The organism is uncultured Porphyromonas sp., assembly GCF_947254915.1.
Taxonomy (GTDB): domain Bacteria; phylum Bacteroidota; class Bacteroidia; order Bacteroidales; family Porphyromonadaceae; genus Porphyromonas.
In genome coordinates, this window is record NZ_CAMYEZ010000002.1 from 1 (window position 1) to 11,827 (window position 11,827).

The 11,827-nt window shown below is 51.5% G+C and carries 13 protein-coding genes; 12 read left to right on the forward strand and 1 reads right to left on the reverse strand.

Annotated elements, in window-relative coordinates:
* Positions 1 to 138 precede the first annotated feature (138 nt).
* The 5 genes from bamD to miaA all read left to right on the forward strand — a co-directional run bounded on the left by bamD (position 139) and on the right by miaA (position 4,431).
* Positions 139 to 954 carry an outer membrane protein assembly factor BamD gene (bamD, locus tag Q0X57_RS00185; protein ID WP_297725904.1) on the forward strand — a complete coding sequence of 272 codons (816 nt, stop codon included), beginning with the start codon at positions 139 to 141 and terminating at the stop codon, positions 952 to 954.
* Positions 955 to 1,012: 58 nt separating this feature from the next.
* The gene (locus Q0X57_RS00190; protein WP_297725909.1) at positions 1,013 to 1,351 is read left to right on the forward strand and encodes a DNA-directed RNA polymerase subunit omega; all 339 of its coding nucleotides are present in this window, start codon (positions 1,013 to 1,015) and stop codon (positions 1,349 to 1,351) included.
* Between the two features lie 32 nt (positions 1,352 to 1,383).
* Entirely contained in the window at positions 1,384 to 1,845 is a 462-nt protein-coding gene (locus Q0X57_RS00195) for a DUF4293 domain-containing protein (protein WP_297725912.1), read from the forward strand.
* Between the two features lie 64 nt (positions 1,846 to 1,909).
* Positions 1,910 to 3,412: an IMP dehydrogenase gene (locus tag Q0X57_RS00200; RefSeq protein WP_297725915.1), complete on the forward strand. Its 1,503-nt coding sequence runs from the start codon at positions 1,910 to 1,912 to the stop codon at positions 3,410 to 3,412.
* A gap of 77 nt (positions 3,413 to 3,489) precedes the next feature.
* Complete coding sequence (gene miaA, locus Q0X57_RS00205; RefSeq protein WP_297725917.1) at positions 3,490 to 4,431, forward strand: tRNA (adenosine(37)-N6)-dimethylallyltransferase MiaA; 942 nt, start codon at positions 3,490 to 3,492, stop codon at positions 4,429 to 4,431.
* Between the two features lie 370 nt (positions 4,432 to 4,801).
* Here the strand turns inward: miaA and Q0X57_RS00210 are convergent, their stop codons facing one another.
* The gene (locus Q0X57_RS00210) at positions 4,802 to 5,434 is read right to left on the reverse strand and encodes a DUF4294 domain-containing protein (RefSeq protein WP_297725920.1); all 633 of its coding nucleotides are present in this window, start codon (positions 5,432 to 5,434) and stop codon (positions 4,802 to 4,804) included.
* A 118-nt stretch (positions 5,435 to 5,552) separates the two neighbouring features.
* Here Q0X57_RS00210 and Q0X57_RS00215 point away from each other — a divergent pair, with 118 nt between their 5' ends.
* The 7 genes from Q0X57_RS00215 (at position 5,553) to Q0X57_RS00245 (ending at position 11,422) form a co-directional block, all read left to right on the forward strand.
* On the forward strand, positions 5,553 to 6,401 hold the full coding sequence (locus Q0X57_RS00215; protein ID WP_297725922.1) for a head GIN domain-containing protein: 849 nt from the start codon (positions 5,553 to 5,555) through the stop codon (positions 6,399 to 6,401).
* 17 nt (positions 6,402 to 6,418) lie between these two features.
* Entirely contained in the window at positions 6,419 to 6,790 is a 372-nt protein-coding gene (locus Q0X57_RS00220) for a septum formation initiator family protein (RefSeq protein ID WP_297725925.1), read from the forward strand.
* 43 nt (positions 6,791 to 6,833) lie between these two features.
* Positions 6,834 to 7,211: a hypothetical protein gene (locus tag Q0X57_RS00225; RefSeq protein WP_297725928.1), complete on the forward strand. Its 378-nt coding sequence runs from the start codon at positions 6,834 to 6,836 to the stop codon at positions 7,209 to 7,211.
* A gap of 9 nt (positions 7,212 to 7,220) precedes the next feature.
* Positions 7,221 to 8,246 (forward strand): pseudouridine synthase, encoded by a 1,026-nt coding sequence (locus tag Q0X57_RS00230; RefSeq protein WP_297725931.1) that lies wholly within the window; start codon positions 7,221 to 7,223, stop codon positions 8,244 to 8,246.
* A 21-nt stretch (positions 8,247 to 8,267) separates the two neighbouring features.
* Positions 8,268 to 10,340, forward strand: a complete 2,073-nt coding sequence (locus Q0X57_RS00235; RefSeq protein WP_297725934.1) for a cytochrome c biogenesis protein CcdA — start codon at positions 8,268 to 8,270, stop codon at positions 10,338 to 10,340.
* A 167-nt stretch (positions 10,341 to 10,507) separates the two neighbouring features.
* Positions 10,508 to 11,008, forward strand: coding sequence for a flavodoxin (locus Q0X57_RS00240; RefSeq protein ID WP_007364819.1), 501 nt, complete (start codon positions 10,508 to 10,510; stop codon positions 11,006 to 11,008).
* Between the two features lie 72 nt (positions 11,009 to 11,080).
* A complete protein-coding gene (locus Q0X57_RS00245) occupies positions 11,081 to 11,422 on the forward strand; it encodes a DUF2023 family protein (RefSeq protein WP_232501394.1) in 342 nt (113 codons plus the stop codon).
* The last annotated feature ends 405 nt before the right edge of the window (positions 11,423 to 11,827 follow it).

Here is an 11,827-nt window from a genome sequence, read left to right on the forward strand (position 1 = left end):
TATATTGAGTTCATTTTTTAGGCTCTTCATTCTCCCCTCAAAACCAAAATCAGCTATTCATTTATAATGCGTCAGCCTTGAGCCAGCTCGTTCTAATCTCTTTTTTCGTACCTTTGCGTGCAACTGTAGGTATTTAGTATGACTAGACAAACGCTCCTCCGCATCTTGGTACTCAGCTGCTGGCTCCTATGCACTAGTAGCTGCGCTGAGTATATGCGTATACAGAAATCCAAAGACCCCACGCTCCGCTACTCCTATGCCAAGAAGTACTACAACGAGGGGAAGTATAGCCGTGTGGCAGAGCTAATGGTTGATGTCCTGCCTCACTACGAGGGTACGCAGGAGGGTGCTCAGGCGCTCTACATCATGGCCGACGCTCTACTACAGAACAAGCAAGAGTCTAGTGCTGCTGAGTACTTTCGCAGACTATACAGCAAGTACCCTCAGGACGCACGAGCCGCAGAGGCTCGCTACAAGACTGGACTAGCACTCTACCGCATAGCTCCCGACCCTCGTCTAGACCAGTCTATCACCTACAGTGCGCTCAAGGAGCTACAAGGCTTCCTGGAGGCTTATCCTCAGGGCGAACACCGTAAGGAGGTAGAGCAGATGCTCTTTGACCTACAGGACAACCTAGCTAAGAAGGAGCTAATCACAGCTGACCTATACTACAACCTCGGCACCTATATAGGTAACAACTATATCTCTGCCATCATCACGGCTCGCAATGCGCTCAAGGCTTATCCCTACACGAAGCATCGTGAGGATTTACTCTTTATCATCGTAGAGGCTTCCTACCAGCAAGCGATCAACAGTGTGGAGAGCAAGAAGCAAGGACGACTACGCGAGGTCATTGACGCATACTACAACTACGAAAACGCATTCCCCAATGGGAAGCATCTCAAGCGGGCTAAGGCTCTACGTGATCGTGCTCAGCGTATGATCGTGAGCTAGACAATCCAAAGACGCTCGTCCTAAAATCATCTCATACTAAGACCCCCAACTTCGCATTATGACAACAAACAATAAGAAGCAGCCTGTACCACAGTCCACAATCACACGTTCTCTCCCTGAGCTCTGGGAGCAGACAGGCAATATCTACGAGACCGTACGTATCATATCCAAGCGCGCTAACCAAATATCTGTAGAGATGCGCGATGAGATACGAGAGAAGATACAAGAGGTGACCAACTATCAGGACGCTCTTGACGAGACGCCTACAGAAAATAGTGAGCAGATCGAAGTCTCTAAGTACTACGAGCAGCTTCCCAAGCCAACGCTTGTAGCTACCACCGAGTTTCTCAATGGCGAGGTCTACTTCCGTCTCCCTAATGAAGAGTCGCAAGACTAAGTAGGGCAAACCCACACAATCGAACGCTTACTATGTGGCAACGCATACAGACTCTATACCTATTCCTCAGTGGGGTGACAGCAACCCTACTGCTACTCGTCACACTCTTCTCGGTGAACCCTTCTAGTCAGGAGGTACTCTACACAGCAAACTTCACAGGACTCATCGTCAGTGGCTGGACTAGTATTAAGTACTTTAACCTAGTTACTTTCGTACTGACCTCTCTAGTGACGATTCTCTCCTTTGCGACCATCTTTCTCTACAAGTGGCGCAAGCTACAGATACGTCTGACGATCATCGGGCTCCTCCTGATGGTTGCGGCTATTGTAGCCTTTGCCTATATGCTTTGGCAACAGGCTGATCTCTTGCAGGCGACTACCAAGATGCGAGTTTGGATCGTACTACCCGTCATCAATCTACTGTGCCAGTATATGGCTATGCGCAACATCATCAAGGACGACATCCTCGTACGTGCCTCCAATAGACTACGCTAGGACAGACTCCCGCAGACGCTAAGAGCACCCCTCCATTCACCCACCACTATTCATTCGCTTTCCTATGGCAATCATCTTCCCTGACACGTCACACACCTTTGGCGAATACCTACTCATCCCAGGACTGACAACGCCCGAGTGCACTGTGGACAAGATCTCTCTACGCACTCCGCTGGCTAAGTATAACCCTGCAAAGGAAGAGTCACGCATCAATCTCAATATACCCTTCGTATCTGCTATCATGCAGAGCGTCAGCAACGACACGATGGCCATAGCTCTCGCTCGCAACGGAGGTCTATCCTTCATCTTCGGGTCACAACCGATCGAGGAGGAGGCTGAGATGGTCGCTCGTGTCAAGAAGTTTAAGGCGGGCTTCGTACGGAGCGATGCCAACGTCAGTCCGAAGGACACACTTGCGGACGTACTGACCATCACACAACGCACGGGACACTCCACTATCGGCGTGACGGATGATGGAACCCCTGATGGAGTGCTCTGCGGTATCGTCACGAGTAGAGACTATCGACTATCGACCGACTCGATGGATCGCAAGGTGGCCGACTTTATGACTCCCTTCGAGCGCCTTACAACAGGACGCAAGGGGATCTCGCTAAGCGAGGCAAACGATATAATTTGGTCTCACAAGCTGAATGCACTCCCTATCATTGACGAGGATCGACGTCTCTGCTACTTCGTCTTCCGCAAGGACTACGATAGCCATAAGGAGAACCCGCTAGAGTTACAGAACCCACACAACAAAACGCTCATGGTCGGTGCTGGTATCAACACACGCGACTACAAGGAGCGCGTGCCTGCACTGGTAGAGGCTGGGGCGGATGTACTCTGTATTGACTCGTCTGATGGCTTCTCTGTCTGGCAGAAAGAGACCATCACTTGGATACGTGAGCAGTATGGCGACAGCGTCATCGTAGGTGCAGGCAATGTGGTTGACCAAGATGGCTTCCGCTATCTCGTAGAGGCTGGCGCAGACTTTATCAAGGTCGGTATCGGAGGTGGTTCGATCTGTATCACCCGTGAGCAGAAAGGTATCGGACGTGGTCAAGCCACCGCAGTTATTGACGTTGCCAAGGCGCGTGACGACTACTATCGTGAGACAGGCATCTACGTGCCTATCTGTAGCGATGGAGGTATCGTGCATGACTACCATATGACGCTGGCTCTGGCTATGGGTGCCGACTTCCTCATGATGGGACGTTACTTCGCTCGCTTTGATGAGTCACCCACGGAGAAGCTTCGTATCGGCAATAACATTGTCAAGGAGTATTGGGGCGAGGGCTCCAACCGTGCGCACAACTGGCAGCGCTATGATGGCGGAGGTGTAGCGACGGTGATGAAGTTTGAGGAAGGTGTGGACAGTTATGTCCCCTATGCTGGACCGATGAAGGACACGCTAGACCAAACGCTCAGCAAGATCAAAGCTACGATGAGTAGCTGTGGCACCGTTGACCTGAAGACTCTCCGTGAAAATGCTAAGCTAACGCTCGTCTCCTCGACCTCTATCATTGAGGGAGGCGCACACGATGTCATTCGCAAGGATCGCACCTAATGCGCAGGCTCTTTGATCAGCAGAGCGTAGGCTCTCTGATTGAGAGATAGTTTCGCCTCGCCGAAGTATCCTATTTAGTGTACTACCCCGAGTTACTCACAGTCGTAGGTCCGACCGCTTGCGGTAAGACAGCGCTCGGTGTGGCTCTAGCGGAGGAGCTTCACGGAGCCATCCTTAGTGGCGATAGCCGGCAGGTTTTCGTCGGTATGGACATAGGCACTGGCAAGGATCTAGACTCCTACACCACGGAGTGCGGCACTATCCCCCATTACCTGATTGATATCGTCCCAGCAGGGCAGCCGTTCAATCTCTTTGAGTATGTACGGCTCTTTGACAAGGCGTATCACGAGGTGGTCGCACAGCAACTCAAGCCGATCTTCGTCGGCGGGTCAGGGCTCTATGTCGAGCAGATTCTGCAGACGAGACCCATGCACCAAGTACCGCCCGACGACACTCTGAGAGAGGAGCTAGAGCTACTCAGCCTAGACGACCTGAGAGCCATCCTCAGTCGCTATCCACGCATAGATCGCGTGGACCCAAGCTCGGCACGTAAGTGTATACGAGCCATTGAGATAGCGAGGCACTACGCTCAGCATCCCGAGGCTTACCAAGCTTATCAGCAGGCACTCCGTGAGGCGAAGCGACAGAAGCCTCCGCTCATCATCGGACTACGCTTATCCCGCCAAGAGATCATACGACGCATAGACCAGCGACTGCGGAGCAGACTGGAGGAGGGTATGGTTGCAGAGGTGGAGCGACTGCTTGACCAGCAGGTTCCCGCAGAGGTGCTCATTGCGTACGGTCTGGAGTACCGCTTCATCACCTTCTATTTGCAAGGGCAGCTTAGCTACTCCGAGATGGAGGAGCAACTAGCGACAGCCATTCATCAGTTTGCCAAGCGGCAGATGACTTGGTTCCGAGGCATGAGTCGTCGTGGCCTACCGATACACTGGATCGATGGGCATCAGCCAGTCACTTATCAGCGAGACCGAGTGCTACGACTACTTAAGAGTTTGTAAAAGGGGGAGAGTAGAGCTGACGCATCATAAAAATGAACTAGCCCCTATGGGGGAAATTGTGAATTCCTCCGAGGAAATCTTTGCTTTTCCAGTGAGGGACGAAAAAACTCTTCGGAACTTCGAAATCTTTCTTCCGAAGTTTCATTTCATTCTTCCGAAGTTTCATTTCTCGCCTCGGTGAAGGATTTCTGTTTTCCACGAAGCTATTTGGGATTTCCTCGGGAGAGATCCGAATCATCGTGACTATAGGAGTACTCAGAGTCCAGTCGTAGCGCTACGTAGCGCTGCTCAGGCCACACATTTCTCGGTTATCGTCCTGAGCAGCTCCTAGCAGAGTGGTCATAGTGCGTCAGCCCTGAGGGGGAGCGTGCTAGAGCAAGCCATATCTCCACAAGTATATGATGCGCTCGGTGACCGCATCGTCCTCAACATGTTCAGGGTCAAACTTAACGTCTAGGTCGCCTCCATAGATCTTCGCAAAGAGGTTGTACCACGTCGCAGTAAGTCCTCCGTAGATCGACTTAACAATCTCATACCCCGTAGAGCCCGTCTGTCTATTGACCAGCTTGATGAGGAGCAGTCCCTGTCCGAGCGTCAGATCTTTCATCCGTGGGGTGTAATCTCGGATCAGTTCCTTCTTAACACGAGCTAGATGTGCCCGGCGCTCACGCTTGGTGGGTAGCGTCTCGGCATATTCGTACGTCTCGGTAATCGTTCGGCTGAGCTCCTCCGCGATGGGTAGGACCTTCTTGACGTCTCGTACGCGTCGCCAGTAGGCATAGCGCTCAGTCTTCGAGAGAGGCTTGTGCGGAGTACCCGAGACATGTATCTCGGGGAGCAGGATGCCAACGAGATCCTCCTCGGCAAGCGTATCTGGAGCTTGCACGAGAGGCTTTCCGACACTGTTATAAATCGGAGATAAATCACTCCCCCGCAGAGCCTTAGTTGATAGCAACAGGAGGGGAATCAGCGATATGATGAAGAGCTTAGAGAAACATTTCATAGTTGCAAATGGGGTGTCTTATGAGAGTATTTGTTACCTTTGTCAACCGACATGAAGTACTAGACAAAGATACAACTAATTGAAGTACCTCATATCAATCTGACTGACGAATCATACTATGACTTATAAATCTGTCCTAACCAGCTCATTACTAGCGCTCGCCATCCTCTTGGGATGTGGCATCTCTAGTTGCACTTACAAGAAGGGCTCCACTACGATGGCGCAGCAAGAGCTCAATTTTAAGGACTTTACGACGATCAATGCGAATCATGGCATCGAGCTTGAGATCACTCAAGGCGCAGAGTACTCGGTGTCTGTCTCTGCCCCTGAGAACTATATGGACGATCTCAAGATAGAGCAGGAAGGCGAGACACTCTACGTCAGCTTGGTCAACAAAGGCAAGCGACTCCTCGACACCGATGATATCACCGTACACATCACGATGCCATACATCTCGCAGATAGATCTAGCGGGTGCTGCTGAGGCTTGCTTTCTTGGACGCTTTGAGACACCGCAGTTCATAGCTCACCTATCGGGTTCTTCTAATATAGAGGATCTTACCGTCGTAGCAGACGAGGTGAGCATCGAGGCGACAGGCGCTAGTGAAGTGTCAGGCACCGTACAGGCCACACGAGCTATGGTCAATCTATCGGGTGCCTCAGATCTTGACCTCCTAGCCAATCAGCTAAGCCAAATGACGATGCAACTCGCAGGTAGCTCGGAGGCAGAGATAAAAGGAGCTGTCACCAATCTGCAAGCTACGCTAGCTGGTGCCTCTGAGATCGATGGTGAAGAGCTGACCGTATCAGACCTAGACATATTCCTCGCAGGAGCCTCCTCGGCCGAGATTCGCAACAGTGGCAACCTACGCTACAAGCTAGCTGGTGCCTCTGAACTCACCATCTACGGTTCGCCGAAGGTCCTCGACTCGCAGAGCGACCGCTCCTCATCCATTGAGATACGCTAACCTACACCTCATATACTATGTCCTCTATCCGTCGGTTCGTAGAGCGTATCACTGGTCAGATCAAAAGCTTTAGTGCAGAGCACCCAAAGCGTGCGCAAGCTATCCTCTGTGGCTTGATTGTCTTGGGGATGGGGCTCTACACTTTCGTCATCAGTGACTCCAACCTCGGCAAGCAGCTCCGCTACTCGCATCGCATTCAGTCGCTCACCAATGAGTGTAAGCGACTTAAGGAAGCATACCAGAGCGACAGCCTGAAGATAGACAGCTATAAGCAGGACAAAGCTTCGCTAGAGCGTATCGCTCGTGAGGAGTACCGGATGCAACGCCCTGACGAAGTCGTCTTTCTCATCAAGGATAGACCCGAATCGGAGGATAGTGAGGGCAAATGAGCTAGCTTATCCATCTTGACACACACTTTTCTAAAAGCACCCTATGTCTCAACCATCAACCTCTCGTCAACGGGCAATCAATATCTGCTATAAGCTTGGACTCATCCTTCTGTTTGGGAGCCTGCTCCTGCACCTCTTCTATCCGAGCGTGCTCTTTGGCTATCTTCTCATGACGGGAGCGCTGCTCTACACCATCAGTCAGGCGCTCGTCGACAAGCGTGGCGTAGACCTGCGCACGAAGCGACTACGAGGCATAGCTCTCCTAGCAGGGATACTCTTTGTCTCAGGCTCCTACCTCTTTATCGTAGAGCAGTCATACTGGCGACTCGTACTTATGATTGCATCAGTCCTACTACTCTACTCCAATACAGTGCTCCTGTACCACAAGCCTCAGGCGCCAAAGGATAACCAAGCTGACTAATCACTCACTATGCCCCCCAGACCCACCAAGAATATCCGCAAAGCTCCCCAGCGTGAGCGTATCTACAGCTTCACAGCGACAGAGCCTGGCGCACTCCTTGAGCTACTCTTCCAGCTACTTCCACAGTTAAGTCGCACGACGGTCAAGCAGTTCCTACGCAATCGTTGCGTCTTGCTGGCTGGGGTGACGACCACACAGTTTGACACACCCGTTGCCATCGGAGATTCCATAGAGATTTACAATATAGGTACCGCCGAGGAGCTACAGCACCCACTCATTGAGGAGCTCTACCGTGACGAGCAGTTCATCGTCCTGCACAAGCGCCCAGGCATCCCCACCATCTCCGTGGGAGGCGCTAGCAAGAGCAGCCTCTTTCAGGTAGTGACGCATCATCTTAAGAAGGTCAATTCCAACGAGAAGATCTTCCTCCTAAACCGTCTTGATCGAGACACCGAAGGAATCATCATCGTAGCGCGCGATCGACAGCTACAGCAAGACCTACTAGCCGAATGGCGTAGCTTCGTCCTCTCCAACAGCTTCGAGGCGGTCGTCCTTGGTACTCTCGACACCAGCAGTGGAGAGCTAACGACCCGCCCTACGAAGGATAAGAAGAGAGGCTCGGACAAGCGTCGCTCCTCCGCCTCATCTAGTAAAGATAAGAAGCCTGCCACCTTTAGAGCTAGCTACGAAGTACTCTCCACTGGTCCTTACATCACGAGAGTCAGTCTCTCCCTACTCACACGCAATAACAGTATTCGCTCCACGCTCGCCAGCATAGGGCACCCGCTCCTCGGGGATCACCGAGCCAGCGACTCCATCGCTCCAGACCTCAGCAAGTACCTAGCGCTAAGAGCCACCGAGCTAACCATCTTCCACCCCATCAAGCAACAGATGATGCTGTTTACCATAGAGACTCCCCTTGTCAACCTAGATAGGATCGCCCAAACACGTCTCACTGTCGCCCAAAAGGAGGCTCTCGTCTTAGAAGAGACCGTATCACATCAAGAGAAAAAGCAACCTCATAAACACCTATAAACCAGCATCAAACAAAAGGTTATGAAGCAATGTATCACGTATTTAACCCTACTCTTTAGCATTCTCTTTGCCACAGGCTCCACCCTCGTTGCACAGATGGGAGGAATGGTCAACCCCGTCAAGTTTTCGCAACAGATTACCGATGACGGCAAGAAGATAGTCACAGTCTCCATCACCGCCCGCATCAACAGCGGATGGCACCTCTATGATCAGAACCTACCCAAGGGCGGACCCGTTCCGCTCTCGTTTCATACGGACAAGCTCGTCGGTGCTAAGGCTCTCGGAGGCTTCAAGGCAAACAAACAGCCCAAAAGCTACATCGATGACATCTTCAATATAGAGGTTCGCGAGTTTGAGGGTAGCGTCACTTTCTCCCAGCGACTTGAGATAACCGATGCCAAAGCCTTTGCTTATGAAGGCTACCTCAAGGGGCAGGCTTGCCAAGACAACTGCGTGCAGGTAGACTACGACTTCAACTTTAGCTCCAAGCAGCTCTCCAAGGCACTGCTCGCCCTGACAGCGGCCATCCCATCGGAGGAAACGACTACCACAGAGGCAGAGACCGATAGTACCGAGACGACAGCACTTGCAGTAACCGACACGCTCTCCGCTGGAGCCACTGGGGAGAGCATCTCAGAGGCAAGCTACTGGGCGCCCGTTGTGGAGCAGCTCAAAGATTACGGAGATAGTAACCAAAAGCAGTCCAACGCGAGTCTTCTGTACATCTTCATCTACGGCTTCCTCGGTGGACTCATTGCTCTGATCACGCCCTGCGTATGGCCTATGATCCCGATGACAGTGAGCTTCTTCCTCAAGCGCACCAAGTCTCGCAAGGCAGCTATACGAGATGCGATGATCTACGGACTCTCTATCATCGTCATATACGTAGCTCTAGGTCTGATCATCACGGGTATCTACGGAGCTAACAAGCTAAACGATCTAGCGACCAATGCTGTCTTTAACATCATCTTCTTCCTTATACTCGTTCTCTTTGCCGTCTCCTTCTTTGGCGCCTTCGAGCTAGTCCTACCGTCTAAGTGGACCAACAAGATGGACTCCAAGGCAGACAGCACCACGGGTCTACTCTCCATCTTCTTCATGGCGTTTACCCTAGTGTTGGTATCCTTCTCCTGTACAGGTCCTATCATCGGTACCCTACTCGTACAGGCTGGCACCTCAGGCGAGGTTATTGCGCCCGCCATCGGCATGGTAGGCTTTGCGCTAGCACTGGCACTACCCTTCTCGCTCTTTGCCATCTTCCCCAACATGCTACAAAACATGCCGAAGAGTGGAGGCTGGCTCAACTCAGTCAAGGTGGTTCTAGGCTTCCTCGAGCTAGCGCTCTCGCTCAAGTTCCTCTCCGTCGCTGACCTCGCTTACGGCTGGGGCATCCTAGACCGTGAGACATTCCTCGCACTCTGGATCATCATCTTCGCACTGCTAGGCTTCTATCTCCTCGGCAAGATACGCCTACCGCACGATACGCCACTGGAGAAGGTTAGTGTCTCTCGTCTCTTCCTAGCAATCATCTCCCTGGCCTTCTCCGTCTATATGATTCCTGGTCTGTGGGGAGCTCCGCTCAAGTCTATTACCGCCTTTGCTCCGCCACTCTACACGCAAGACTTCAACCTATACGACGGCGAGGTACATGCTCAGTTTGACGACTTTGACGCTGGTATGCGCTACGCTCAGGAGAGTGGCAAGCCTGTGCTACTAGACTTCTCAGGCTTCGGCTGTGTCAACTGCCGTGAGATGGAAAACTCCGTCTGGATCGATCCAACCGTCAAGGGGCTCCTCGAAAATGACTACATCCTCATCACCCTCATGGTTGATGACAAGACCGCTCTGCCTAAGGTCATTGAGGTAGAGGAAAACGGCTCCATCAAGAAGCTTCGCACCGTCGGTGATAAGTGGAGCTACCTACAGCGTAGTAAGTTTGCCGCCAATGCACAGCCATACTACATCGCCATTGATCCTGCGGGCAATCCTCTGAGCCCCTCATATGCCCATGACACCGATATCAGTAAGTATATCGACTTCCTCAAGGGTGGACTCAAGGAGTATGAAGCTCGTCAGAAGCAGTCTGCACAGTAGTCAGCTTACATAGTTACTTAGAGAGAGTCTCTGCCACTCAGATGGTAGAGACTCTCTTATATTATAGTCTGGCAAGCGAGTTATTTTACCTAGGTTAAGGTATTGACTGGCGCAAAGATAGCACCTACCTTTGCAAATAGAAATACCAACATAACGTTTCAAAGCAAATGAAGAAAACTGGACTATACTTCGGCTCCTCTACGGGGCACGTTGAGGGCATCGCAGACAAGGTTGCCCAGCTACTAGGGATTGACGCAGCAGACGTACACAACGTAGCTAATGCTACGCCAGAGTCAGCTATGGAGTACGATCTCCTCATCCTCGGCTCCTCTACATGGGGCTATGGCGACCTGCAGGACGACTGGGAGGGCTTCCTACCCAAGCTCGCTAAGCAAGATCTATCTGGCAAGCAGTTTGCCGTCTTCGGCTGTGGTGACTCAAGTAGCTACTCTGACACTTTCTGCGATGCTATGGCAGAGATCGCAGAGCAGGTCAAAGCTGCTGGTGCTACCCTCATCGGGCAGATCCCCGCTGATGGCTATAGCTACGATGCTACACGCTGTGAGGAGGACGGTCAGCTCATCGGCTGCTGTCTAGACGAAGACAACGAGAGTGATGAGACAGACGACCGTCTCGATACTTGGGTACAAGCTATCAAAAAGGCATAACGCACGTAAGCGAGCCTCTTTCATAATTCTTTTTTTTCTGTTAGTTAAGTGTGTATGTCGACCGAGTGGGTGATGCTGAGTGACAAGGTTTACGAGTTTCAGAAAGGAATACGTCCTCTGTTTCTCTGCACTGTAAGCAGAGAAGTGGCACCTCTCCTGATGAGACGCTTGGAGCGTGCTGGCATAGCTTACCATCTAGAGGAGATCTCTAGTGTGTCACCGCGTGTCAATCTCTTCTTTGGCAAGGAGCTATGTATCGCCATTATCTCTGAGATGGTGAGAGGGCGGTCCTTGACGATGCTCTCGCCTGAGGAAGACTTTATCCTCGGCACCCTACTCGGCTACGACACTTGTCAGCAGTGCGAGCGCTATCAGAGACGTAAGCAAAGCGCGAGACAGGTAGTCGCTAGCTAGCAAAAAATCGGCGACACATAGTTAGGCAGTCGGATGGTATCGGAGATCTCGGAGTAGTCTGGGCGATTCGTTACCATCCGATTGTTTTATAGCCATATGTAGTTAGGGCTAACAGCCTATAGTCAACTGGTTGTTTCAAATCTCCACAGAGGAATTGAGAGTTTTCTCTGTGGAGATTTTTCATTATCCAGCGAAGAACGAAAAAATTCTTCCGAACTTTTATTTCTTTCTTCCGAAGTTTCATTTCATTCTTCCGAACTTTTATTTCGCCCCTCCGTGGAGGATTTTCATTTTCTCGGGAGATATCGGGAATTTCCTCGGGAGATATTGACATTATCGGAGATGCAGGAGTTGTTATAGCGTGAGTGTATAGTGCTACGTAGCGATGCTCTACACATATCCACT